Source organism: Stenotrophomonas sp. CASM101, assembly GCF_049384845.1.
Lineage (GTDB): Bacteria > Pseudomonadota > Gammaproteobacteria > Xanthomonadales > Xanthomonadaceae > Stenotrophomonas > Stenotrophomonas hibiscicola.
Genome location: NZ_JBMRFR010000001.1, coordinates 446,978 through 470,340, shown reverse-complemented (window position 1 = coordinate 470,340; position 23,363 = coordinate 446,978). Strand labels below are relative to the sequence as shown.

At 67.1% G+C, this 23,363-nt stretch carries 22 protein-coding genes; 11 read left to right on the top strand and 11 right to left on the bottom strand.

Translation table 11 applies throughout. The features are described 5' to 3' along the window. Positions 1 to 14: 14 nt before the first annotated feature. Positions 15 to 896: an SPFH domain-containing protein gene (locus VG543_RS02325; RefSeq protein ID WP_021203112.1), complete on the bottom strand. Its 882-nt coding sequence runs from the start codon at positions 894 to 896 to the stop codon at positions 15 to 17. A gap of 137 nt (positions 897 to 1,033) precedes the next feature. On the opposite strand from VG543_RS02325, the gene purT reads away from it, so the two are divergent. Further along, on the top strand, positions 1,034 to 2,221 hold the full coding sequence (purT, locus tag VG543_RS02320) for a formate-dependent phosphoribosylglycinamide formyltransferase (RefSeq protein ID WP_423177624.1): 1,188 nt from the start codon (positions 1,034 to 1,036) through the stop codon (positions 2,219 to 2,221). Between the two features lie 129 nt (positions 2,222 to 2,350). Here purT and VG543_RS02315 read toward each other — a convergent pair whose 3' ends face one another. Next, positions 2,351 to 3,565, bottom strand: a complete 1,215-nt coding sequence (locus VG543_RS02315; protein WP_401746276.1) for an endonuclease/exonuclease/phosphatase family protein — start codon at positions 3,563 to 3,565, stop codon at positions 2,351 to 2,353. 38 nt (positions 3,566 to 3,603) lie between these two features. Next, positions 3,604 to 4,359, bottom strand: coding sequence for an arginyltransferase (locus tag VG543_RS02310; protein ID WP_049447050.1), 756 nt, complete (start codon positions 4,357 to 4,359; stop codon positions 3,604 to 3,606). A 156-nt stretch (positions 4,360 to 4,515) separates the two neighbouring features. Between VG543_RS02310 and VG543_RS02305 the strand changes: the two genes are divergently transcribed. Continuing rightward, positions 4,516 to 5,076, top strand: a complete 561-nt coding sequence (locus VG543_RS02305) for an EF-hand domain-containing protein (protein WP_061480377.1) — start codon at positions 4,516 to 4,518, stop codon at positions 5,074 to 5,076. A gap of 51 nt (positions 5,077 to 5,127) precedes the next feature. On the opposite strand, the gene VG543_RS02300 is transcribed toward VG543_RS02305, so the two are convergent. The 4 genes from VG543_RS02300 to VG543_RS02285 form a co-directional block, all read right to left on the bottom strand. Beyond that, positions 5,128 to 6,345, bottom strand: a complete 1,218-nt coding sequence (locus VG543_RS02300; protein WP_019659303.1) for an RNA polymerase sigma factor — start codon at positions 6,343 to 6,345, stop codon at positions 5,128 to 5,130. Between the two features lie 226 nt (positions 6,346 to 6,571). Beyond that, entirely contained in the window at positions 6,572 to 7,078 is a 507-nt protein-coding gene (locus VG543_RS02295; protein ID WP_423177623.1) for a pathogenicity-like protein, read from the bottom strand. A gap of 4 nt (positions 7,079 to 7,082) precedes the next feature. Continuing rightward, positions 7,083 to 7,982: an acyl-CoA thioesterase II gene (gene tesB / locus VG543_RS02290; protein WP_032953622.1), complete on the bottom strand. Its 900-nt coding sequence runs from the start codon at positions 7,980 to 7,982 to the stop codon at positions 7,083 to 7,085. A 79-nt stretch (positions 7,983 to 8,061) separates the two neighbouring features. Next, the gene (locus VG543_RS02285; RefSeq protein ID WP_021203118.1) at positions 8,062 to 8,838 is read right to left on the bottom strand and encodes an enoyl-CoA hydratase/isomerase family protein; all 777 of its coding nucleotides are present in this window, start codon (positions 8,836 to 8,838) and stop codon (positions 8,062 to 8,064) included. 34 nt (positions 8,839 to 8,872) lie between these two features. Between VG543_RS02285 and VG543_RS02280 the strand changes: the two genes are divergently transcribed. Further along, on the top strand, positions 8,873 to 9,319 hold the full coding sequence (locus VG543_RS02280; protein WP_423177621.1) for a copper chaperone PCu(A)C: 447 nt from the start codon (positions 8,873 to 8,875) through the stop codon (positions 9,317 to 9,319). Positions 9,320 to 9,391: 72 nt separating this feature from the next. On the opposite strand, the gene VG543_RS02275 is transcribed toward VG543_RS02280, so the two are convergent. The 3 genes from VG543_RS02275 to uvrA form a co-directional block, all read right to left on the bottom strand. Continuing rightward, the gene (locus tag VG543_RS02275; RefSeq protein WP_021203120.1) at positions 9,392 to 10,117 is read right to left on the bottom strand and encodes a hypothetical protein; all 726 of its coding nucleotides are present in this window, start codon (positions 10,115 to 10,117) and stop codon (positions 9,392 to 9,394) included. 90 nt (positions 10,118 to 10,207) lie between these two features. After that, on the bottom strand, positions 10,208 to 10,615 hold the full coding sequence (locus VG543_RS02270; RefSeq protein ID WP_019659297.1) for an acyl-CoA thioesterase: 408 nt from the start codon (positions 10,613 to 10,615) through the stop codon (positions 10,208 to 10,210). After that, on the bottom strand, positions 10,615 to 13,605 hold the full coding sequence (gene uvrA, locus VG543_RS02265; protein WP_279937027.1) for an excinuclease ABC subunit UvrA: 2,991 nt from the start codon (positions 13,603 to 13,605) through the stop codon (positions 10,615 to 10,617). The genes VG543_RS02270 and uvrA overlap by 1 nt, the downstream gene beginning before the upstream one ends. 338 nt (positions 13,606 to 13,943) lie before the next feature. On the opposite strand from uvrA, the gene rplU reads away from it, so the two are divergent. The 3 genes from rplU (at position 13,944) to cgtA (ending at position 15,780) form a co-directional block, all read left to right on the top strand. Further along, a complete protein-coding gene (gene rplU / locus VG543_RS02260) occupies positions 13,944 to 14,252 on the top strand; it encodes a 50S ribosomal protein L21 (protein ID WP_005408557.1) in 309 nt (102 codons plus the stop codon). A gap of 18 nt (positions 14,253 to 14,270) precedes the next feature. Further along, positions 14,271 to 14,534, top strand: a complete 264-nt coding sequence (gene rpmA / locus VG543_RS02255) for a 50S ribosomal protein L27 (protein ID WP_005408558.1) — start codon at positions 14,271 to 14,273, stop codon at positions 14,532 to 14,534. Positions 14,535 to 14,727: 193 nt separating this feature from the next. Next, positions 14,728 to 15,780, top strand: coding sequence for an Obg family GTPase CgtA (gene cgtA, locus VG543_RS02250; protein ID WP_021202450.1), 1,053 nt, complete (start codon positions 14,728 to 14,730; stop codon positions 15,778 to 15,780). A gap of 167 nt (positions 15,781 to 15,947) precedes the next feature. Here cgtA and rpsT read toward each other — a convergent pair whose 3' ends face one another. Next, positions 15,948 to 16,217 (bottom strand): 30S ribosomal protein S20, encoded by a 270-nt coding sequence (rpsT, locus tag VG543_RS02245; RefSeq protein WP_005408560.1) that lies wholly within the window; start codon positions 16,215 to 16,217, stop codon positions 15,948 to 15,950. Positions 16,218 to 16,333: 116 nt separating this feature from the next. Here rpsT and murJ point away from each other — a divergent pair, with 116 nt between their 5' ends. The 5 genes from murJ to ispH all read left to right on the top strand — a co-directional run bounded on the left by murJ (position 16,334) and on the right by ispH (position 23,291). Next, complete coding sequence (gene murJ, locus VG543_RS02240; RefSeq protein ID WP_032955127.1) at positions 16,334 to 17,938, top strand: murein biosynthesis integral membrane protein MurJ; 1,605 nt, start codon at positions 16,334 to 16,336, stop codon at positions 17,936 to 17,938. Positions 17,939 to 18,013: 75 nt separating this feature from the next. Continuing rightward, positions 18,014 to 18,961, top strand: a complete 948-nt coding sequence (locus tag VG543_RS02235) for a bifunctional riboflavin kinase/FAD synthetase (protein WP_019659293.1) — start codon at positions 18,014 to 18,016, stop codon at positions 18,959 to 18,961. Further along, complete coding sequence (gene ileS, locus VG543_RS02230) at positions 18,958 to 21,789, top strand: isoleucine--tRNA ligase (protein WP_423177619.1); 2,832 nt, start codon at positions 18,958 to 18,960, stop codon at positions 21,787 to 21,789. Before VG543_RS02235 ends, ileS begins: the two co-directional genes overlap by 4 nt. Further along, positions 21,789 to 22,313, top strand: coding sequence for a signal peptidase II (lspA, locus tag VG543_RS02225; RefSeq protein ID WP_423177618.1), 525 nt, complete (start codon positions 21,789 to 21,791; stop codon positions 22,311 to 22,313). Before ileS ends, lspA begins: the two co-directional genes overlap by 1 nt. Positions 22,314 to 22,340: 27 nt before the next feature. Beyond that, positions 22,341 to 23,291: a 4-hydroxy-3-methylbut-2-enyl diphosphate reductase gene (gene ispH / locus VG543_RS02220; protein WP_019659291.1), complete on the top strand. Its 951-nt coding sequence runs from the start codon at positions 22,341 to 22,343 to the stop codon at positions 23,289 to 23,291. Positions 23,292 to 23,363 lie beyond the last annotated feature (72 nt).

The window sequence follows — 23,363 nt, the reverse complement described above, 5'->3', positions numbered from 1 at the left end:
GTTGCGAGTGTGGCTCAATACAGCGAGCCGGCATTGACGATCGGCTGGGTGCCGCGGTCCGAGCACAGCACGGTGAGCAGGTTGCTGACCATGTGCGCCTTGCGTTCCTCGTCCAGCTGCACCACGCCGTTCTTCTGCAGTTCGGCCAAGGCCATCTCGACCATGCCCACCGCACCAGCAACGATACGCGTGCGCGCGGCGATCACCGCGTTGGCCTGCTGGCGTTGCAGCATCGCCTGGGCGATTTCGGCGGCGTAGGCCAAGTGGCTGATGCGCGCGTCGATCACCTGTACACCGGCATCGGCCAGGCGCTCGGCCAGCTCGTTCTTCAGGTGCTGGGAGATCTCGCTGGCGTGGCTGCGCAGGGCCAGCTGTCCATCCTCGTGCTGGTCGTAGGGATAGCTGGTGGCCATCGCCCGCAGTGCCGATTCGGACTGGATGTGCACGAAGCTCTCGTAGTCGTCCACGTTGTAGACGGCCTCGGAGGCATCGACCACCTGCCAGACAATCACCGCGGCGATCTCGATCGGGCTGCCGTCCAGCTCGTTGACCTTCAGCTTGCCGCTCTCGAAGTTGCGCACGCGCTGGCTGACCCGGCGCTTGGCATAGAAAGGGTTGTTCCAGCGCAGGCCGTTGTCCTTCACCGTGCCCACGTACTTGCCGAACAGGCTCAGCACCGCCGCCTGGTTGGGCTGGATGGTGTACAGGCCGGCCAGCGTGAACACGCCCAGGACTACCAGCAACGCCCCCAGCAGCATCAGCAGCAGGTTGGGCGAGCCGACGCTGGCCTTGGCGGCCACACCCAGTACGAACAGGGCGGCGCCAGCGAGGGCGACGAGCAGGGCGACGGCCAGCGTGCCGAGGCCGTTGAGCGAAGACAGCGACTTCTCTTTCATGGCGGTACGTCCTTGAGGGTTCGAACGTAAGATATCAAATTGATATCACTTCCAGGCTACCGTTCGTCGGATGGCATGGCCAGGGGGCGCGGCCAGCTAGAATGCCCATCCGCCTTCACATTGCTGCTGGAACCGCCATGGCCAAGCTTGGAACTCCGTTGTCCCCCTCCGCCACCCGCGTGCTGCTGCTGGGCTCGGGCGAACTCGGCAAGGAGGTGGCCATCGAGCTGCAGCGGCTGGGCGTGGAGGTGATCGCCGCCGATCGCTACGCCGATGCGCCGGCCATGCAGGTCGCGCACCGCTCGCACGTGATCGACATGCTCGATGCGATGGCGCTGCGCGCTCTGATCGCCGAGGAGCAGCCGCACCTGGTGGTGCCGGAGATCGAGGCCATCCACACCGAGACCCTGGTCCAGCTGGAACAGGAGCAGGGCCTGCGGGTGATCCCGACCGCGCGTGCTGCACGCCTGACCATGGACCGCGAAGGCATTCGCCGCCTCGCCGCCGAAACCCTGGGCCTGCCGACCTCGCCGTACCGCTTCGTCGATACCGAGGCCGAGTACCGTGCTGCGGTGGCCGCCATTGGCCTGCCGTGCGTGGTCAAACCGGTGATGTCGTCCTCGGGCAAGGGCCAGAGCACCGTGCGCAGCGAGGCGGACATCGCTCCGGCCTGGGAGTACGCACAGACCGGTGGCCGTGCCGGTGCCGGCCGCTGCATCGTCGAAGGCTTCATCGATTTCGACTACGAGATCACCCTGTTGACCGTGCGCCATGCCGGCGGCACCTCCTTCTGTGCGCCGATCGGCCACCTGCAGAAGGATGGCGATTACCGCGAAAGCTGGCAGCCGCAGCCGATGTCGAGCGCGGCACTGGCGCGTGCCGAAGAGATTTCGCGTGCGATCACCGACGACCTTGGCGGCTGGGGCCTGTTCGGCGTCGAGCTGTTCGTGAAGGGCGACGAAGTATGGTTCAGCGAAGTGTCGCCGCGCCCGCACGACACCGGCCTGGTGACGCTGGTATCGCAGGAACTGAGTGAGTTCGCGCTGCATGCGCGCGCCATCCTCGGCCTGCCGATCCCGCTGATCCGCCAGAGCGGCCCGTCGGCATCGTGCGCGCTGTTGGCCCACGGCGAGGGCGTGCCGTACTTCAACAACGTCGCCACCGCGCTGCAGGTGCCGGACACCGCCGTGCGCCTGTTCGGCAAGCCGAGCGTTCACGGTCATCGCCGCGTCGGCGTGACCCTGGCGCGCGCGGAAACCATCGACGAAGCACGCGCCATCGCGCGTGATGCCGCCGACGCCATCGGCGTCGAACTGCGTCCGTAAAGCAAAAAGGGGACGGAGGGGATTAAGTCGTTTGTGGCACAAACGGCTTAATCCCGTCCGTCCCCTTTTTCCGGTGGGTACCGACCGTTGGTCGGTACAGATTTCCGTGCAGTCGACTAACAGTCGACTCTACCGCACATCCACCCACACCAGGTGGTGGTCGCTGCCATCGGCGATCTTCGCTTCCGGGCTTTCATTGGCTGGCCAGAAGATGCCGCTGCCCACGTACTCGAAACCGGTCGAGGGCAGCACGTAGTCCAGGCGCATCGTGCCGGACTTCGGGCCGAAATCGCCGGTGGCGTGGAACGGTGCGCCCTTGCGCTCGATGCCCTTGGCCGCATAGGCCAGGCTGGTCTGCTCGCCGCCGACGCTGCGCGGGGTGGGGTAGCGCAGCACGCGGGCGTTCTCGATCAGTTCGACGATCGCCTCATGGCGGCCATCACCATCGACCGGGTCGTTGTTGAGGTCGCCGAGGATCACGAAGCGCGCATCCTGCGCCAGGCCGCCGCAGTGGCCCTTGTCGTCGCACAGCCAGGGCTTGTCACCCTTGGACAGGTATTCCTGCCACAGGCGCAGCTCGTCATGGTTGCGCGCCGCGTTGCGCTTTTCCGGGCCGTCGAACACCGGCGGGGTCGGGTGCGAGACCAGCGCGTGCACCACGCCGGCCGGGGTCTTCACCGGCACGTCCCAATGCGACTTCGACGACAGGCGCAGCTGAGACCACACATGGTCGTTGTAGAAGCTCTGGCCGGTACGTGGGTCGACCGGGCGGATCGCGCCGGGCATCGCGCTCCACTTCAGCAGCTGGAAGCTGCGCACCTTGGCTTCGTCGATCGGGTAGCGCGACAGCACCAGCATGCCGTACTGGCCGGGGTGCAGGCCGTAGCCCCACGCGTCATTGCCACGGCTGCGGCCTTCGCCGCCGACCACGCCGTTGTTGTCCAGGTCCAGGCCGCTGGGCACGCCGGTGTTGACCGGGGCCAGGTAGCGATAGGCGAAATGCAGCGGCTTGCCGCCACCGGGCTGGGCGACTTCCAGATAGCGCTTCTGGAACAGGTCGGCGGCGCGATGGGCGTCGTCGAAATCGAATTCGTTCAGCAGCACCAGATCCGGGCGCACCTGCTGCAGCACCGCGGCGATCTTGCGTGCGTGCTCGCTGTCGCCTTCCAGTTCCTTGATCAGGCCACCGGCGTCATCGGAGTACAGCGACGTGTTGTAGGTCGCCAGGCGCAGCGCAGCGGACGGCTTTTCGGTCATCGCGGGGGACGTGGCGAAGGCGGGGGCGGTGGCGCCGCAGAGCAGGGCCAGGGCGAGGATCAGGGGATGGCGGCGGGTCATGTTCATGGGCCGTATTGTGCACCCGGCCCGGTGTCAGCGGTTTGTCAGCGCCCGTCCAGATCATTGTCGAAATCGTGCCAGCGGCGGCCATCGTAGGCTTCCAACGGATGGAAGCGGCGCTTGTAGTCCATCTTCTGGTGCCCGCGGATCCAGTAGCCCAGGTACACGTGCGGCAGCCCCTCGCGGCGCGCCCACTCGATCTGCTGCAGGATCGCAAAGGTACCCAGCCCGCGCGCGGCGTGGTCCGGGTCGAAGAACGTATAGACCGCCGACAGGCCATGCTCGGTGACGTCGGTCACCGCCACCCCCAGCAGCTGGCTGGGCTGGCCGTCGTGGCCGGGCAGGCGCATCTCCATGAAGCGGGTGTGCGACCAGCTGCCGATCAGGAACTGCTCGAATTCGTGCGGGCCGTGGTCGTCCATGCCTCCATTGGCGTGGCGGTGGGTGAGGTAGCGGTGATACAGCGCGAACAGGTCGTCGCGGGCGGTGGCGGCAGTGATCCGCACCTCCAGGTCGTCATTGCGGGCGGCACAGCGGCGCTGGCTGCGGTCCGGGGCGAAGCGCGCCACCGGGATCCGCACCGCCACACAGGCCTGGCAGTGCGCGCAGTGCGGCCGGTAGACCAGGTCGCCGCTGCGGCGGAAGCCCCAGCTCAGTGCCAGCGGGTACAGGCCACCCAGCCGGCGATCGTGCGGATCCAGCACCAGGTCGCGCGCCACCCGGTCCGACCAGTACCCGCAGGGGTGCTCGCCGGTCTGGAAAAGTCGCAGTTCGTCGTCTCTGTCGCCATGTATCGCCATGGGCACAGCATAGCCCCAGCCTGTCGCAGAGGCGGCGACTGTCCGCCGGATGAATGGAATCGGCAGTGGCGTCAACCGACGTCGCGCCCGGGCGTTGTTGTCCCCCGAGGGTGAAGTGATCACCCCGACGCTGTTCCCATCCCCAGGAGTGACCTCATGATCCGTACCCCCCTGCTGCTGGCCCTGCTGCTGGGCACCTCCGCTTCCGGAATCGCGCTGGCCGCCGACACCCCGGCCATGCCGGCGCAGCGCCCGGCCAAGCTGGACACCAATGGCGACGGCGTGATCGACCGCAGCGAGGCGGCTGCCAATCCGCGCCTGGCCGCGAAGTTCGACGAGCTGGACAAGAACAAGGACGGCAAGCTCTCGCGCGATGAGCTGCCGCGCTGGCAGCATGGCCGCCGTGGCCACGGTGGTGAGCGCTGGGCCAGGCTGGACGTCAACAAGGACGGCCGCATCAGCCGCGACGAGGCCAAGGCCGATCCGCGCCTGGCTGCGCGCTTCGACCGGCTCGACCTCAACAAGGACGGTTACCTGGACAAGGCCGACCGCGAGCTGCGCATGAAGCAGCATCGTGATGCCTGGTTCGCTGCCGCCGACACCAACAAGGACGGCCAGCTGAGCAAGGCCGAGTTCGACGCAGCCAAGGGCCCGATGCACGGCGGCCCGCGCCAGGGCGGTCCACGCGATGGCGGCGCACCGAAGCCGCAGCGCTGAGCGTCAATGCGGTGATCGGAGACAACGCCGGCGCAGTGCCGGCGTTGTCCGTTACAGCCGGCCGCTCCGCACCAGCGAATACAGCACAAGCGCGATGACCATCAGGTTCATGGCGATGATGCCGGTGCGGCCGTACATGGCCTCGTACTTCCAGTTGGTTCCGGTGAGCCCGCGCTGCAGCGAGTCACGCGCGATCATCGGCGCCATCAGCCGCTGCAGCGGTACCAGGCACTGGTAGTTGACTACGGCCAGGCCCGCGACCTGCACCAGCAGGACGGCCCAGAGCGGCGCCTGCAGCAGCACTGCCATCAGGATCGTCAGGCACCAGAGCATGCAGGTGCCGATGTTGAGATAGAGGAAACGGCGGACGTCGGCGCGCTCGGCCTCGCTGCGGGTGTACGACATCAGGAAGCGTCCACCGAAGTAGCTGCCGACCGTGCCGCCGACCACGCCACCGATGACCGCTCCCCAGCTTTCAGCCGGCATCATGTGCAGTTGCCCCAGTGCGGCGGTCAGCGAGCCCATCGCGGTACCGCCGGCGGCACTGGCGCCACCGAGGCTGAGCTTGCTGCCACCGATGCCGACACCGGTGCCGAGCAGGATTGCGGCACTGGCGGTGCCGGGCGCGGCCACCAGTACCATCGAAACCACCGCCGTAGCGAACGCGGCACTGGGTGCGCTGCTACGCGCGAACTCACCGAAGCGCTGCAGCAGGCCGTCGCGCACCAGCGCGCGGGCGCGCGACAGGCGCTTGCGCACCGCAGCGTCGCTGAGCCCGAGCAGGTCGGCCACCTGTTGCGAGCGCTGGCCCTCGCGGTAGTACAGCAGCAGCACTTCGCGGCTGTCTGCGGGCAGGGCAGAGATGATCTCCTCGGCGGCGATCTCCTCTTCCACCCGCTGCAGGCGGTCGGCAGCACCCGGGGCGGGGTCGGCGGCCATGCCCATCGCCACCTCGGCCGCCTCGCCAGTCAGCGGGCGCCCGCGCTGGGCGCGCAGCCAGTCGCGGGCCAGGTTGCGGGTGATCTGCCGCAGCCACGGCAGGAAGCTGGTCGAACTGCGCAGCTGGTGCAGCTGCTGCCAGCCCTTGACGAAGGCCTCCTGGGCGATGTCCTCGCTGGCTTGGCGGTCGCGGGTGATGGCCAGCGCGATGGCGGTGACCGTGTTCTGGCAGGCCAGCACGATGCGCCCGTAGGCGTGCTGGCAACCGCTTGCGGCGGCGGGCAGTTCGCGTTCCAGGGTCTGGTCGATCGATGCGGCGAACGTCGTCATGGCGGCAGCTCTCCTGCTGGGATTGTGTCCCATGACGGAGCCGCGCGCGAAGTGTGACCGCAGATGCTGATGCATCTTCGGTCCGCGCATTCCACCTCATCCCCGCGCCGTTGGCGCGCCCCCTTGAACAACAAGGGGGGGGGGCAATCCTGACGGGTTACGGTGAAGTCGCGGCCCTGCTGACAGGCCGCTGCGCTCGCCGGGCATGGCCCGGCGCTACCGCCTCTTACTTGGAGGGCTGGATGCGGACCCGCACTTCTTCCTCTGCCGGCGCGGCCTGCGGTGCCGGCTGTGCCTGCTGCGGCTGGGCCTGCGGGGCAGGGGCCGGCGCGACCGGTGCCGGGGCACCACGATGGCGCAGGCCGATGACCAACGCCACGCCAGCAATCACCACCAGCAGGGCGATGCGGATGCGCCAGGCCCAGCTGCGGCCGCCGCCCTGTTCCGGCGCATCGCGGAAGGCGAATTCGGCGGTCGGATGGTCGCGGCGGGTGGTATCGAGCAGGCGCGCATCGCGCAGGATTTCGCGCGCACGTGGCTGGTCGTCGGCACGTACGATCCATACCGCCGGATAGGCGCTGGCATTGCCCAGGTCGGTATAGCTGAACTGGCCGCGGCGGCGGGTCTTGTACGAGCGCCCGTTGGTCACCTTGACCTCGATGCCATGCCCGCGCAGGAGCTCGGCGACGCCTTCGACGGTTTCCACGCGCTGGCTGCTGAAGATCTGGCGCATCGGTTTACTCCTTGGCCGGCACGGCGGCGGCCGCGGCCTGGTCCGGAACGACGCGGATCAGGCCTTCCTGCGCGGTGCTGGCCACCAGCACGCCGTTGCGGGTGAAGAACTGGCCGCGGGCCAGGCCGCGCGAATCCTGCGCGCTGGGGCTGTCCAGCGAATACAGCAGCCAGTCGTCGGCGCGGAACGGGCGGTGGAACCAGATCGCGTGGTCGAGCGAGGCCATCTGCACGTGCGGGTGGTAGTAGCTGATGCCGTGCGGGAAGGTCGCCGTGCCCAGCAGGTGGAAGTCGGACGCGTACGCCAGCAGTGCCTGGTGCAGCTCCGGGGCATCGCCGACCGGTTCGCTCAGGCGCAGCCAGACCTGGTGGTAGGGCGGACGCTTGGGCGGGTTCAGTTCGTCGCGCGGATAGACGTGGCGGAACTCGAACGGGCCACCGCGCGACAGCCAGCGCTGCACCTTGATCGGCAGGCGTTCGAGCACTTCCGCCGGCAGCGGCCGGTTCGGTTCGATGTCTTCCGGCTGCGGCACCTCGGGCATCTTGTGCTGGTGCTCGGCGCCGGTCTCGGCCTGCTGGAAAGAGGCCGCGCAGAAGAAGATCACCTTGCCGTGCTGGATCGCGGTGACCCGTCGCACCGAGAAGCTGCCGCCATCGCGGGTGCGGTCCACGTCGTAGACGATCGGGTGGTCGATGTTGCCAGCGCGCAGGAAATAGGCGTGCAATGAGTGCACGTGGCGGCCATTGTCGACCGTGGCCTGCGCTGCGGCCAGCGCCTGGCCCAGCACCTGCCCGCCGAACACGTACTTGGTGCCGATGTCGCGGCTCTGCCCGCGGAACAGGTTGTCCTCCAGCCGCTCCAGCGTGAGCAGGTCGATCAGCTCGGAGACGACGGGTTCGGGCATGTCGTTCAAGGGGGCGGCCACAGCAGTGAAGAGGCCCCGATTATACCGGTGCAGGCCAGCCCATCATCGGTAGCGCCGGCTACTTGCCCAGCCGCGCCACCAGCGCCTGCAGCGCGTTCTGTGCATCCGGGGCGAACCAGGCCTCGACGAAGCGGTCGAGCTGGATCAGGTCCGGGTGCAGCGCCTCGTGCAGGTCGGCGCGGGCGATGGCGCGGGTCAGCAGCATCGGCTGGCGCGGCTGCTTGAGCAGGTTCTGCAGCCAGGCCACGGCACGTGCCACCACCAGGTCACCCTCGGCCAGCTCATCGACCAGCCCGATCTGCAGCGCCTGTTCGGCCGGCACCAGCGAACCGGTGGTGAGCAGCACGCCGGCGCGGTGCACGCCCACCGCACGCCGCAGCAGGCGCTGGATGCCCTCCGGCGCGATCAGGCCGACCTGCACTTCGTTCAGGCCGATGGCATACGGGCGCGACGGATCGGCGCTGCGCGCCATCACCCGGTAGTCGCAGCACAGCGCCAGCACGCAGCCACCGGCCGGCGCGTGGCCGGTGATCGCGGCCACCACCGGGATACGGCTCTCGGCCAGCGTGCGCACCGCGCCGAAGAAGGCGTTCCAGGTGTCCAGCAGCCTGTGCTTGTCATCGCCGTGCGAGAGCAGGTGCGGCACGTCCATGCCGCCGGTGAAGATGCGCTCGCTGCCCGACAGCACGATGCCGTGCGCGTCGTCGGCCATGGCCTGCTCGATGGCATGGATCAACTGCCGGCACAGGTCGGTGTCCAGCGCATTGACCGGCGGCCGCGCCAGGCGCAGTTCGCGGATGGGGCCATGGTTGATCACCTCGATGAGCGTCGTCATGCTGCGGTCTCGTTGCGAAGAAGGAACCTGGGCGATGATAACCAAACCATTCGTTGGCGTACTGTGGGTTCTGTGTGCGGCCGCAGCATCGGCTTCAGCGGCCGAACCGGCCTGCGTCACGGTGGAGCAGGGCTGGGCGCGGTTGCCACCGAATCCGGCGATGCCGATGACCGCTGGTTACGGCGTGATCCACAACGGCTGCAGCAAGGCGGTGGCAATCACTGGCGCAGCCAGCAGCAGCTTCGATGATGTGTCACTGCACGAGACCACGATTGTCGATGGCGTCAGCCGGATGCGCGCGATCGAACGCCTGCCGCTGGCGCCGGGCGCGCATGCCGAGCTCAAGCCCGGCGGCCTGCACCTGATGCTGATGCAGGGCAAGGGCGCGTTGAAGGAAGGCCAGGCGTTGCCGTTGCGGCTGCAGCTGGAAGGCGGCGGCGAAGCGAGTGCGACGTTGACCGTGCGCAAGGCTGCGAAATGAGGCTCGGGTAGCGCCGGCCGCGGGCCGGCAGGACAGGAAATGCCGGCCAGCGGCCGGCACTACCGCAGGGTCTTACGACCAGTCGTACGAGAACAGCACCGTGCGGCTCACCGGCTCATACAGCATCACTATCGCGTCGGCGCCGGTGGCGCACCAGTTGTAGCCAGCGACTTCGGCCACGGCGAAGAACTTGTGGCCACCGTGGCGGATGATCGCCAGTTCGGCATCATCTGGAGCATGCCGGTCGTTGGCGGCGTCGGTGAATTCCAGGGTGAAGGCGGCCGGAATATCGGCTGTTTCGATCCAGTTGCCACAGGAAATCCGTCCACCCAGCGTATCCAGGTAATCGCGCTCGCTGGGCTCGTCCTTGCCATAGCGCGAGTAGCAGGCCAGGCGGCCGTGCGTGGCATGGTAGTCACGCGCCTTGGCATAGCTCTCGCGCATCTGCGCGATGTGTTTCCGCGCGTGCTTGTCATCCACCTGATCGCCGATGAAATAGCCCTCGTTGCCGAGGAAGCGCATCTGGTTGCCGGCGGTCAGCTCGAAGGCGATCCAGTTGGTGCTGGTGAAGTCGTTGTGGTGTTCTTCGGTGGTCTCGCCGATGCAGCCGTCGTACGGCTCGATCGGGCACAGCATCGTTGCCACCTGGCCGGCCAGTTCAGGGCGCAGCACACCGAGGTCGATCTTCAGCAGCGGCAGCAGATGCTGGGCGAGCCACGCCTGGTCGGCGGGGAAGACATCGGTAGGGAAGGGGACCATGCCGGGCAGCAGGTCGCGCAGTTCAGTCTGGTGGATCATCTCAGTCCTTTGAATGGGATCGGTAGTGCCGGCCGCTGGCCGGCATGCGCGAAGCATCTGGAGGTTGCCGGCCAGCGGCCGGCACTACCTTCAGGTGGAAGCGCTGCGGATCGCCTCCGGCAGCGGTGCGCTCCTGCCGGTCTGCGTATCCATCCAGACCACCACCACGTTGCCGTCGGAATACAGCTTCGAGTCGTCCTGCTGGTCGACGATGCGGTGGCCGATGGTCACGCTGCTGTTGCCCAGGCGCTCGACGAACAGCTCGACCAGGATGTCGTTGGGCCACACGATCGGCAGGCGGTAGTTGACGTTGGTCGCGGCCACCACCGGTGCGATGCGGTCGGTCATCGACACGCCTTCCACGCCCAGCATCCAGCGCACGCGCGCTTCCTCCAGGTAGGAAATGTACTTGGCGTTGTTGACGTGGCCCATGCTGTCCATGTCACGCCAGCGCACGCTGATCGGGATGCGGGCCAGGATCTTGTGTTCGCTGCTCATCAGGCGTCCTTCTTCTTGCGGGTCGTCGCGGTCTTGCTGGTCTTGCCGGTGCTCCTGGCAGCCACCGCCTTCTTCGCCGGCTTCTCAGGCTTCAGCTTGCGTGGCGGACGGGCGTCGGGCTTGTTGGCCACCGCAGCCGGTTGCTCCGGGCGCGCGCTGGTGGAGGGCAGCATGCGGGCCAGGAACTGGCCGGTGTACGACTGCGGGCAGGCCGCCACATCCTCCGGCGTGCCGGTGACCAGGATGGTGCCACCGCGATGGCCGCCTTCCGGGCCCAGATCCACGATCCAGTCGGCGGTCTTGATCACATCCAGGTTGTGCTCGATCACCACCACCGTGTTGCCTTCGTCGCGCAGCTTGTGCAGCACGCCCAGCAGCGCTTCGATGTCGTGGAAGTGCAGGCCGGTGGTCGGCTCGTCGAGGATGTACAGGGTGCGGCCGGTATCGCGGCGCGACAGTTCCTTGGACAGCTTCACGCGCTGGGCTTCACCACCGGACAGCGTGGTCGCGCTCTGGCCCAGCTTGATGTAGCTCAGGCCCACGTCCACCAGCGTTTCCAGCTTGCGCGCGATCGACGGCACCGGCTCGAACAGCTTCAGCGCATCCTCGACGGTCATTTCCAGCACGTCGTTGATGTTGAAGCCCTTGTAAAGGATCTCCAGCGTTTCGCGGTTGTAGCGCTTGCCGTGGCAGACATCGCAGGGCACGTACACGTCCGGCAGGAAGTGCATCTCCACCTTGATCAGGCCGTCGCCCTGGCAGGCCTCGCAGCGGCCGCCGCGCACGTTGAAGCTGAAACGGCCCGGCGAATAGCCGCGCGCACGCGCCTCCGGCACCTGTGCGAACAACTCGCGCAGCGGCGTGAACAGACCGGTGTAGGTGGCCGGGTTCGATCGCGGGGTTCGGCCGATCGGCGACTGGTCGATGTCCACCACCTTGTCGAACAGATCCAGGCCATCGATCTCCCTGTACGGCGCAACCGGGTGCGAGGCACCGTTGATCTCGTTGGCAGCCAGCGAGAACAGGGTATCGTTGATCAGGGTCGACTTGCCCGAGCCGGACACGCCCGTCACGCAGGTCAGCAGGCCCGCCGGAATCGCCAGGTCCACGCCCTTGAGGTTGTTGCCGCTGGCACCGCGCAGGTGCAGCGTCATCTTCGGGTTCGGCGTGTGCCGGCGAGCAGGAATCTCGATCGCGCGCTTGCCGGACAGGTACTGGCCGGTCAGCGAGCGCGGGGCCTCCAGAATGTCCTGCAGGGTGCCCTGGCCGACGATCTCGCCGCCATGCACGCCCGCGCCCGGGCCGATGTCCAGCACGTAGTCGGCCAGGCGGATCGCGTCCTCGTCATGCTCGACCACGATCACCGTGTTGCCCAGGTCGCGCAGGCGGGTGAGGGTGCCCAACAGGCGTTCATTGTCGCGCTGGTGCAGGCCGATCGACGGTTCGTCGAGCACGTACATCACGCCCACCAGGCCGGCGCCGATCTGGCTGGCCAGGCGGATGCGCTGCGCCTCGCCACCGGACAGGGTGTCGGCCTTGCGTTCCAGGGTCAGGTAATCCAGGCCCACATCGACCAGGAAGCCGAGGCGCTCACCGATTTCCTTGACGATCTTCGCGGCGATCTCGCCACGCCAGCCCGGCAGGCTCAGCTCGCTGAAGAACTTCAGCGCCTCGTCGATCGGCAGCACCACCAGCTCCGGCAGTGGGCGGTCGGCCACGAACACGTTGCGTGCCGCCTTGTTCAGGCGCGCGCCGTTGCACTCCGGGCACGGGCGTTCGCTGATGTACTTGGACAGCTCCTCGCGTACCGCCGGCGATTCGGTCTCCTTGTAGCGGCGTTCGAGGTTGGGAATGATGCCTTCGAAGCGGTGCTTGCGCTGGGTGCGGCCGCCGGCTTCGGTGAAGTAGGTGAAGGTGATCGTTTCATCGCCGCTGCCGTACAGCACGGCCTGCTGCACCTTGGCTGACAGGGAGTTCCACGCAGCGTCCACGTCGAACCTGTAGTGCTTGGCCAGCGAGGCGATCAGCTGGAAGTAGTAGGCGTTGCGACGGTCCCAGCCGCGCACCGCACCGGCGGCCAGCGACAGCTCCGGATGCACCACCACCCGCGACGGATCGAAGAACTCGGCCATGCCCAGGCCATCGCAGCCGGGGCACGCACCCATCGGTGCATTGAACGAGAACAGGCGCGGTTCCAGCTCCGGCAGCGAGTAGTCGCAGACCGGGCAGGAGTACTTGGAGGAGAACAGCGTGGGCGAAGCAGCGGCGCTGTCCAGGCTCTGCACCGAGGCCATGCCATCGCCCAGCTTGAGCGCCGTTTCAAAGCTCTCGGCCAGGCGCTGCTTGATGTCCTCGCGCGGGCGGAAGCGGTCGATCACCGCCTCGATGGTGTGCTTCTGGCGCAGCGCCAGCGGCGGCACCGCATCGATTTCGTGCAGCTCGCCGTCCACGCGCACACGCACGAAGCCCTGCGCGCGCAGCTGGTCGAAGACCTGTGCGTGTTCGCCCTTGCGGTCGCGGATGACCGGGGCCAGCAGCATGTAGCGCTGCTCCGGGTCCAGGGTCAGCACCTGGTCGACCATCTGGCTGACCGTCTGCGCCTCCAGTGGGTAGCCGTGGTCCGGGCAGCGCGGGGTGCCCACGCGTGCGTACAGCAGGCGCAGGTAGTCGTAGATCTCGGTGATGGTGCCGACCGTCGAACGCGGGTTGTGCGAGGTCGACTTCTGCTCGATCGAGATGGCCGGGGACAGGCCTTCGATGTGGTCCAGGTCCGGCTTTTCCATCACGCTCAGGAACTGGCGCGCATAGGCCGACAGCGACTCGACGTAGCGGCGCTGGCCTTCTGCATAGATGGTGTCGAACGCCAGCGAGGACTTGCCCGAACCGGACAGGCCGGTGATCACGATCAGCTTGTCGCGGGGCAGGTCGAGGTCGAGGTTCTTCAGGTTGTGCGTCCGCGCGCCGCGGATGCGGATGAAATCCATCGCCATGGGGGATCCGGTTGTGGGGGCGTTGGGTGGGTGCCGGGCCAGCAGGGAACGGCAATCGGTCAGCCTACCGAGGTGACCAGATGGGGGCAATGGGCGACAATGCCACCCCGGCGTCTCACGTTGTGAGACCGGCCGACAGCTTTGTGTAGGGTCGGGCCATGTGCAGCGGCCTGGACCGCGAACCGTTCAGCCGTGCATGGCTCGGCCTGCAGGTCCGGGCCCGTGGGTCGTTCAGGGGTTGACTTGACCCGCGCCCGCTGATCTGCGTACAATCCCGCTCCTGTCCGCCCTCGATGGCGGCAGTTCAGACCACAATAACTACAGAGGAAGGCCTGGTCATGTACGCAGTACTGGTCACCGGCGGTAAGCAATACCGCGTGGCGCAGGGCGAAAAGCTCCGCATTGAAAAGCTCGAAGTCGAAGTCGGCAGCGAGATCAAGTTCGACAACATCCTGATGCTGGGTGACAGCGATGGCGTGAAGCTGGGCGATGCGCTGAAGGGCGCTGCCGTCACCGCCAAGGTCCTGTCCCAGGGTCGTGCTGACAAGGTGCGGATCATCAAGTTCCGTCGCCGCAAGCACCACATGAAGCGTCAGGGTCACCGTCAGTACTACACCGAAATCGAGATCACCGGCATCGCCGGCTAAGTATCAGGAGAAGCAGTCATGGCACATAAAAAGGGCGTAGGCTCCTCGCGCAACGGTCGCGACTCCAACCCGAAGTACCTGGGCGTCAAGATCTTCGGCGGCCAGGCCATCGAAGCCGGCAACATCATCGTGCGTCAGCGCGGCACCCAGTTCCACCCGGGCACCGGCGTTGGCCTGGGCCGTGACCACACCCTGTTCGCCCTCGTGGACGGCAAGGTGGAGTTCTCGGTCAAGGGCGCCAAGAAGCGCCGCACCGTCAGCATCGTCTCGGCCGACGCCTGATCCAGGCGTCGCCGGCACCCGTGCCCCGGCATGGGAGTGCTGCATGAAGAGCACGCTGCATGGAGAGCCCCGCTTCGGCGGGGCTTTTCGTTAGAGTTGAAGCAAGACCGGCTGGGCCGGGTTACCGGCCCGCGGCCGGCATGACATTCAAGGTGGCGGCCAGCAGGCCGCGCCCATCGCAGGCATCGAAACAATGAAACTGGTAGACGAAGCAGAAATCGAAGTGTTCGCCGGCAACGGCGGCAACGGCTGCATTGGCTTCCGTCGCGAGAAGTTCATTCCGCTCGGCGGCCCGGACGGCGGCGACGGCGGTGCGGGCGGCAGCGTTTACATCCGCGCCGACGAAAACCTGAACACCCTGGTCGACTTCCGCCATGAGCGCATCTTCAAGGCGCAGCGTGGCGAGAACGGCATGGGCCGCCAGGCCTATGGCAAGGGCGGCGAAGACCTGACCATCACCGTGCCGGTCGGCACCGTGGTCATCAACGTTGCCACCGATGAAGTCATCGGCGACCTGACCCGGCACGGCGACCGCCTGCTGGTGGCCAAGGGCGGCCGCGGTGGCCTGGGCAACATGCACTTCAAGAGCTCGACCAATCGCTCGCCGCGCCAGGCGCTGCCGGGCGAGCCGGGTGAGGAGCGCACGCTGAAGCTGGAGCTGAAGCTGCTGGCCGACGTCGGCCTGCTGGGCTTCCCCAATGCCGGCAAGAGCACCCTGATCCGTGCCGTTTCGGCTGCAACGCCGAAGGTGGCCGATTACCCGTTCACCACGCTGTACCCGAACCTGGGCGTGGTGAAGGTGGAGAACCACCGCAGCTTCGTGATCGCTGATATTCCGGGCCTGATCGAAGGCGCGGCGGATGGTGCCGGCCTGGGTGCGCAGTTCCTGCGCCACCTGCAGCGTACCCGCCTGTTGCTGCACCTGGTGGACATCTCGCCGATGGAAGGCGGCGTGGAGGGCATTTCGCCGGTGGAGCAGGTGCGTGCGATCGAACGCGAGCTGGAGAAGCACGATCCGGAGCTGCTGAACAAGCCGCGCTGGCTGGTGCTGAACAAGGCTGACCTGATGTTCGAAGACGAGGCGCAGGCCGCGGCCGAGCAGATCGTCGCCGAACTGGGCTGGAAGGAGCCGTGGTTCCTGGTCTCCGCGCTGGGTCGCGAAGGTACTTTCCCGATCATGAGCCGGATCATGGCCTTCTTCGATCGCCAGAAGGAAGAAGAGCAGGAAGCCCGCAACGCGCAGTAATGCCGTTGTGGTTCCATGCGAAAAACCCGGCTTCGGCCGGGTTTTTTATTTGGTAGTGCCGGCCGCGCGGCTCCGCGGATCGCCCGGACCGCAGGCAACAAAAAACCCGGCCGGGGCCGGGCTTTTGCCTGCTGCCCAACCCCGGAGGGCAGGGCGGCAACGCCGGATCAGGCGGCCTTGAGGGCCTTGATGCGGTCGTTCAGGCGGCTCTTGTGGCGAGCAGCCTTGTTCTTGTGGATCAGGCCACGCGCGCTGAAGCGATCCAGGATCGGCTGGGCAACGGCGAAGGCGGCTTCGGCGCCGGCGGCATCGTTGGCGTCCAGCGCCTTGATCACTTTCTTGACAGCGGTGCGCAGCATCGAGCGCTGAGCCACGTTGCGCGCGTTGCGCACGACGGTCTGCTTGGCGCGCTTCTTGGCGGACTTGATATTGGCCACGGTGGTGGTTTCCTGAAAAATCGGTGTTATGGGAACAGCAAGCTAGCTAGTATGATGGCGTAAGAAATGCACGTCAAGTCGATTGTCAAGAGGGACGCTGAGTGAGTTCACCCAAGTTGTTGCGGGGCCTGCTGTCGTTCAGCAGCATGACCATGGTCTCGCGCGTTCTCGGACTTGTCCGGGACTTCGTGGTGACCACCACGTTCGGCACCAACGCCATCACTGATGCTTTCTGGGTCGCCTTCAGGGTACCCAATTTCCTGCGGCGTTTGTTCGCCGAGGGCTCGTTTGCCACCGCTTTCGTGCCCGTGTTCACGGAAGTGAAGGAAACCCGCAGCCACGCCGAACTGCGCGAACTGATGGCGCGCACCGCCGGCACCCTGGGCGGGGTGCTGATGCTGGTCACCGCACTGGCCCTGATCTTCGCGCCGCAGCTGGCCTCGGTCTTCTCAAGCGGCGTTGATACCGACCCGGTGAAGCAGGGCCTGCTGGTCGACCTGTTCCGCCTGACCTTCCCGTTCCTGCTGTTCGTCTCGCTGACCGCACTGGCCGGCGGTGCGCTGAACAGCTTCCAGCGCTTCGCGATGCCGGCGCTGACCCCGGTCATCCTCAACCTGTGCATGATCGCCGGTGCGCTGTGGCTGGCGCCGCGGCTGGGCGGCACTCCAGAGAAGCAGATCCTGGCACTGGGCTGGGCGGTACTGGCCGCCGGTATCCTGCAACTGCTGTTCCAGCTGCCCTCACTGAAGGGCATCAACCTGCTGACCCTGCCGCGCTGGGGCTGGAGCCATCCGGGCGTGCGCAAGGTGATGACGCTGATGGTGCCGACCCTGTTCGGTTCCTCTGTGGCGCAGATCAACCTGCTGCTGGACACGGTGATCGCGGCCAAGCTGACCGATGGCTCGCAGTCCTGGCTGTCGCTGGCCGACCGCTTCCTGGAGCTGCCGCTGGGCGTGTTCGGCGTGGCGCTGGGCACGGTGATCCTGCCGGCGCTGGCCCGCCACCACGTCAGTACCGACCGCGAGGGCTTCTCGCGCTCGTTGGACTGGGGCCTGCGCATGACCCTGCTGATCTCGGTGCCGGCCATGCTGGGCCTGCTGCTGCTGGCCGAGCCGCTGATCGCGACCATCTTCCAGCACGGCCAGTTCAGTGCCTTCGATACCCGCATGACCGCGTTGTCGGTGTACGGCCTGAGCTTCGGCCTGCCGGCATTCGCCCTGCTGAAGGTGGTACTGCCGGCTTTCTACGCCCGCCAGGACACCAAGACGCCGGTGCGCGCGGGTGTGGCCGCGCTGGTGGCCAACATGGTGTTCAACTTCGCCCTTCTGGCGGTGTTGTACCAGGTGATGGTGCCGGACGAGCTGAAGGCGCAGGGCGTGATGGCGGCCATCGGCAAGCAGCCGGGCCTGCACCTGGCGCTGGGCATTGCCAGTGCGCTGTCCAGTTACCTGAACCTGGGCCTGCTCTGGTACTGGCTGGGCAAGACCGATGTCTACCGCCGCCGGCCGGGCTGGGCTGGCTATCTGCTGCGGCTGCTGCTGGCCTGCGCGGCCATGGTCGGGGTGCTGCTGGCCCTGCTGCACTGGCTGCCAGGCTTCTCGGCGATGACTGTGTGGGAGCGGATCGGCGCCCTGGCGCTGCTGGTCGGTGGCGGTGGCGCGACCTACGCGGTTGCCATGGTGGCGATGGGCTTCCGCCCGCGCGACCTGCGTGGGCATTGATCGTGCGCCGTGACGGCTATACTTCAGGGTTACACCATTGAAGCGGCGGCCCCGGTCGGGCCGGAACGAGAGTTGATGAGCAGGCTGTTCAGAAGCGTGGAGGGCGGGGCGCTGTTCCCCAACGGAAGCGTGGTCTGTATCGGTGCATTTGACGGCCTCCACCTGGGCCATCGTGCGCTGGTGCGCCACGCGGTTGCCCGCGCGCGCGCCTTGGGCGTGGCCGCAGTGGCCGTGGCATTCGAGCCGCTGCCGCGTGAATTCTTTTCCCAGGGCACGCCGCCACCGCGGCTGACCCTGGCGCGCAGCAAGGTCGAGATCCTGCGCGAGCTCGGTGTGGATGCGATCGGACTGCTGCGTTTCGACGCGGCGATGGCAGCGATGCCGGCCGAGGATTTCGTCCACCGGCTGCTGGCCCACCGCCTGGGCGCACGCGAAGTGTGGATCGGCCCGGAGTTCTGCTTCGGCAACCGCCGCCGTGGCGACCTGGCCCTGCTGCAGAAGATGGGCGCTGCACTGGGCTTCACCGCGGGCGAGATCGAAGCGGTGGATCTGCATGGCGAGCGCATTTCCAGCACCCGCATCCGCCAGCTGCTGCAGCAGGGCGACTTCGCCCGTGCCAACGACCTGCTGGGCCGTCCCTACGCGATCAGCGGCCGGGTGGTGCGCGGTCGACAGCTTGGCCGTACGCTGGGTTTCCCCACTGCCAACCTGCGTTTCCCGAAGACGCCGGCGCTGTCGGGTATCTACGCGACCTGGGTGCATGGTGTGTTCGACCAACCGTGGCCATCGGTGTCCAGCTTCGGCACGCGGCCGACGGTGGAGGGCGTGGAGCCGCTGCTGGAAGCCCACCTGTTCGATTTCCAGGGTGACCTGTACGGTCGCCACATCGACGTGGAATTCGTCGCCAAGCTGCGCGACGAAGAGAAGTTCAATGATCTGGCGGCGCTGACCGACCAGATGCACCGCGACGCCGAACAGGCGCGCGCCATCCTTTCCGAACATAGATTGCGAGCCACTGCGTGAGCCAGGACTACAAGACCACCCTGAACCTGCCAGCCACCGAATTCCCGATGCGCGGCGACCTGCCCAAGCGCGAGCCGGGCATTCTGGCGCGGTGGGAAGCGCAGGGGCTCTACCAGCAGCTGCGCGACAACGCCGCCGGCCGCCCGCTGTTCGTGCTGCACGACGGCCCCCCGTACGCCAACGGCCGCATCCACCTGGGCCACGCGGTCAACAAGATCCTGAAGGACATCATCGTCAAGTCGCGCTACCTGGCCGGCTTCGATGCGCCCTATGTGCCGGGCTGGGACTGCCATGGCCTGCCGATCGAGATCGCGGTGGAAAAGAAGTGGGGCAAGGTCGGCACCAGGCTCGACGCCGTCGAATTCCGCCAGAAGTGCCGCGAGTTCGCCGAAGAGCAGATCAATATCCAGCGCGTGGACTTCAAGCGGCTGGGCGTGACCGGTGACTGGGACAACCCGTACAAGACCCTGAGCTTCGACTTCGAAGCCAACGAGATCCGTGCGCTGTCCAAGGTCGTGGCCAACGGCCACCTGGTGCGTGGCGCCAAGCCGGTGTACTGGTGCTTCGACTGTGGCTCGGCGCTGGCCGAGGCCGAGATCGAGTACCAGGAAAAGGAATCGCCGGCGATCGACGTGGCCTACGCCGCACGCGATGCGCAGGCCATCGGCCAGGCGTTCGGCGTGAGCGTGCCGGCCGACGTGGAAGTGGCCGTACCGATCTGGACCACCACCCCGTGGACGCTGCCGGCCTCGCTGGCGGTGTCGCTGGGCGCGGAGATCCGCTACGTGCTGGCCGAAGGCCCGGCGCACAACGGCAAGCGCCGTTGGCTGGTGCTGGCTGCGGCGCTGGCCGAGCGCGCACTGCAGCGCTACGGCGTCGAGAACGTGGTACTGCACGGTGAAACCACCGGCGCGGCGCTGGAGAACCAGCTGCTGGCGCACCCGTTCTACCCGGAGCGCGAGATCCTGGTACTCAACGGCGACCACGTCTCCGACGAGGACGGTACCGGTGCGGTGCACACCGCCCCCGGCCACGGCCAGGAAGACTTCGTGGTCAGCCAGAAGTACGGCCTGCTGGACAAGTACAACGCCGGCCAGGTGACCCCGATCGACGGTCGTGGCGTGTACCTGGAATCGACCCCGCCGGCCGGTGACGTGGTGCTGGCCGGCCAGCACCTGTGGAAGGCGCAGGAGGCCATCGTCGGCGTGCTGCGCGACAACGGTTCGCTGCTGGCGTTCCATCCGATCCGCCACAGCTACCCGCACTGCTGGCGCCACAAGACGCCGGTGGTGTTCCGCGCCACCCCGCAGTGGTTCATTTCGATGGACAAGGCCAACCTGCGCAACGATGCGCTGGCCGCCATCGACACCGTCGGCTGGTTCCCGACCTGGGGGAAGGCGCGCATCCAGAGCATGGTCGACGGCCGCCCGGACTGGACCATCTCGCGCCAGCGCACCTGGGGCGTGCCGATCGCACTGTTCACCCACCGGCAGACCGGCGAGATCCATCCGCGTTCGGTGGAGCTGATGCAGCAGGTCGCCGACCGCGTCGAAGCCGAGGGCATCGACGTGTGGTACTCGCTGGATGCCGCCGAACTGCTGGGCGCTGAAGCCGCCGACTACGAGAAGGTCACCGACATCCTCGACGTCTGGTTCGATTCGGGCGTGACCCATGAAGGCGTGCTCGCCGCGCGTGGCTTCGGCAAGCCGGCCGACCTGTACCTGGAAGGTTCCGACCAGCACCGCGGCTGGTTCCAGTCCTCGCTGCTGACCGGCGTGGCGATCGACAAGCGCGCCCCGTACAAGCAGTGCCTGACCCACGGCTTCACCGTGGATGAGCACGGCCGCAAGATGTCCAAGTCGCTGGGCAACGGCATCGAGCCGCAGGACATCATGAACAAGCTGGGCGCGGACATCCTGCGCCTGTGGATCGCCTCGGCCGACTACAGCAACGAGATGTCGCTGTCGCAGGAGATCCTGAAGCGCAACGCCGACGCCTACCGCCGCCTGCGCAATACCGCGCGCTTCCTGCTCGGCAACCTGGACGGCTTCGACCCGGCCCAGCACCTGCGTCCGCTCGGCCAGATGGTCGCGCTGGACCGCTGGATCGTGCATCGCGCGTGGGAGCTGCAGGAGAAGATCAAGGCGGCCTACGACGGCTATAACATGGCCGAGATCGTGCAGCTGCTGCTGAACTTCTGCAGCGTGGACCTGGGCTCGCTGTACCTGGACGTGACCAAGGATCGCCTGTACACGATGCCGACCGATTCGCACGGTCGCCGTTCGGCACAGAGCGCGATGTACCACATCGCCGAAGCGTTCACCCGCTGGGTCGCGCCGATCCTGACCTTCACTGCCGACGAGCTGTGGGGCTACCTGCCGGGCGAGCATGCTGGCCATGTGCTGTTCACCACCTGGTACGACGGCCTGGCGCCGCTGCCGGCCGATGCCCAGCTCAACGCCGCCGACTTCGACCAGCTGCTGGCCGTGCGCGAACAGGTGGCCAAGGTGCTCGAGCCGATGCGGGCAAACGGCGCGATCGGTGCCGCACTGGAAGCGGAGATCACCATTGCCGCCAGCGAGGAGCAGGCCGCGCGCTGGCAGCCGCTGGCCGATGAACTGCGTTTCCTGTTCATCAGTGGCGACGTGCAGGTGCGCCCGGCGACCACCGACGAGGTGTTTGTCAGTGCCCAGCCGACCAGCAAGGCCAAGTGCGTGCGCTGCTGGCACCACCGCGCCGACGTCGGCAGCAACGCCGATCATCCGGAACTGTGCGGCCGTTGCGTAAGCAACGTGACCGGCGCCGGCGAAGTGCGGAGCTGGTTCTGATGGCCGCGCCCCGTCCGCATCCGAACGCCCTGGTCTGGCTGCTGCTGTCGGCCGCCATCATCGGCCTGGACCAGTGGTCCAAGGCCTGGGTGCTGTCGAGCCTGCCGGAGTTCCAGCCGGTGGTGGTCATCGAGGGCTTCTGGAACTGGTACCGCACCTACAACACCGGCGCGGCATTCAGTTTCCTGAGCGACGCCGGTGGCTGGCAGAAGTACTTCTTCACCGCACTGGCGATCGCCATCAGCGGCCTGATGGCGTGGTGGCTGCGCGGCACCGCGCGCGGCAACTGGAAGGCCGCGGTGCCGTATGCGCTCATCATCGGCGGCGCCATCGGCAACGTGATCGACCGCCAGGTGCACGGCCACGTGGTCGACTTCATCCAGTGGTACGTGGGCAGCTACACCTGGCCCTCGTTCAACATCGCCGACTCGGCCATCGTGGTGGGTGCCATCGGCATCGCCCTGTTTGGCCTGTTCGACGGCAAGTCCGCCAAAAAGGCGGATAATGCCAATCCGAAACCGTAAGCCGGCCGCTGCCGGGAGATTGAACTGATGGATGTGCTGCTCGCCAACCCGCGTGGTTTCTGTGCCGGTGTCGATCGTGCGATCGAGATCGTCAAGCGCGCGATCGAAACGCTGGGCGCGCCCATCTACGTCCGCCATGAAGTGGTGCACAACCGCTTCGTGGTCGACGACCTGAAGCAGCGCGGCGCGATCTTCGTCGAGGAACTCGACGAAGTGCCGGACAACAACACGGTGATCTTCAGCGCCCATGGCGTGTCCCAGGCCGTGCGCCAGGAAGCCGAGCGCCGTGGCCTGAAGGTGTTCGACGCCACCTGCCCGCTGGTGACCAAGGTCCACTTCGAAGTCGCCCGCCACTGCCGTGCCGGCCGTGACGTGGTGTTGATCGGCCACGCCGGTCACCCGGAGGTGGAAGGCACCATGGGCCAGTGGAACCGCGAAGCCGGCACCGGCCAGATCTACCTGGTGGAAGACGTGGAGCAGGTTGCCACGCTGCAGATCAACCAGCCGGACAACTTCGCCTACACCACCCAGACCACGCTGTCGGTGGATGACACGCGCGGCATCATCGATGCGCTGCGCGAGCGCTTCCCGGCGATGCAGGGCCCGAAGAACGACGACATCTGCTACGCCACGCAGAACCGCCAGGACGCCGTGCGCGATCTGGCCAAGCGCTGCGACCTGGTGCTGGTGGTCGGTTCGCCGAACAGCTCCAACTCCAACCGCCTGAGCGAGCTGGCCCGCCGTGAAGGCGTGGAGTCGTACCTGATCGATGGCGCGCACGAGATCGACCCGGCGTGGGTGGCGGGCAAGCAGCACATCGGCGTGACCGCTGGCGCCTCGGCGCCGCAGGTGCTGGTCGACGGCGTGCTGGCACGCCTGGCCGAGCTGGGTGCCAGTGGCGTGTCCGAGCTGGACGGCGAGCCGGAATCGATGGTGTTCGCGCTGCCGAAGGAACTGCGCCTGCGCCTGGTCGACTGACCGGGAAAGGCCTCATCCACGCATGGCGTGGATAAGCACATCCATGACCTTTGGCCATGGGGCCGGCCATCG

Coding starts and splice junctions, on each gene's coding strand:
- VG543_RS02325 (WP_021203112.1), bottom strand. CDS start 896: ATGAAAGAGAAGTCGCTGTCTTCGCTCAACGGCCTCGGCACGCTGGCC.
- purT (WP_423177624.1), top strand. CDS start 1,034: ATGGCCAAGCTTGGAACTCCGTTGTCCCCCTCCGCCACCCGCGTGCTG.
- VG543_RS02315 (WP_401746276.1), bottom strand. CDS start 3,565: ATGAACATGACCCGCCGCCATCCCCTGATCCTCGCCCTGGCCCTGCTC.
- VG543_RS02310 (WP_049447050.1), bottom strand. CDS start 4,359: ATGGCGATACATGGCGACAGAGACGACGAACTGCGACTTTTCCAGACC.
- VG543_RS02305 (WP_061480377.1), top strand. CDS start 4,516: ATGATCCGTACCCCCCTGCTGCTGGCCCTGCTGCTGGGCACCTCCGCT.
- VG543_RS02300 (WP_019659303.1), bottom strand. CDS start 6,345: ATGACGACGTTCGCCGCATCGATCGACCAGACCCTGGAACGCGAACTG.
- VG543_RS02295 (WP_423177623.1), bottom strand. CDS start 7,078: ATGCGCCAGATCTTCAGCAGCCAGCGCGTGGAAACCGTCGAAGGCGTC.
- tesB (WP_032953622.1), bottom strand. CDS start 7,982: ATGCCCGAACCCGTCGTCTCCGAGCTGATCGACCTGCTCACGCTGGAG.
- VG543_RS02285 (WP_021203118.1), bottom strand. CDS start 8,838: ATGACGACGCTCATCGAGGTGATCAACCATGGCCCCATCCGCGAACTG.
- VG543_RS02280 (WP_423177621.1), top strand. CDS start 8,873: ATGATAACCAAACCATTCGTTGGCGTACTGTGGGTTCTGTGTGCGGCC.
- VG543_RS02275 (WP_021203120.1), bottom strand. CDS start 10,117: ATGATCCACCAGACTGAACTGCGCGACCTGCTGCCCGGCATGGTCCCC.
- VG543_RS02270 (WP_019659297.1), bottom strand. CDS start 10,615: ATGAGCAGCGAACACAAGATCCTGGCCCGCATCCCGATCAGCGTGCGC.
- uvrA (WP_279937027.1), bottom strand. CDS start 13,605: ATGGCGATGGATTTCATCCGCATCCGCGGCGCGCGGACGCACAACCTG.
- rplU (WP_005408557.1), top strand. CDS start 13,944: ATGTACGCAGTACTGGTCACCGGCGGTAAGCAATACCGCGTGGCGCAG.
- rpmA (WP_005408558.1), top strand. CDS start 14,271: ATGGCACATAAAAAGGGCGTAGGCTCCTCGCGCAACGGTCGCGACTCC.
- cgtA (WP_021202450.1), top strand. CDS start 14,728: ATGAAACTGGTAGACGAAGCAGAAATCGAAGTGTTCGCCGGCAACGGC.
- VG543_RS02235 (WP_019659293.1), top strand. CDS start 18,014: ATGAGCAGGCTGTTCAGAAGCGTGGAGGGCGGGGCGCTGTTCCCCAAC.
- lspA (WP_423177618.1), top strand. CDS start 21,789: ATGGCCGCGCCCCGTCCGCATCCGAACGCCCTGGTCTGGCTGCTGCTG.
- ispH (WP_019659291.1), top strand. CDS start 22,341: ATGGATGTGCTGCTCGCCAACCCGCGTGGTTTCTGTGCCGGTGTCGAT.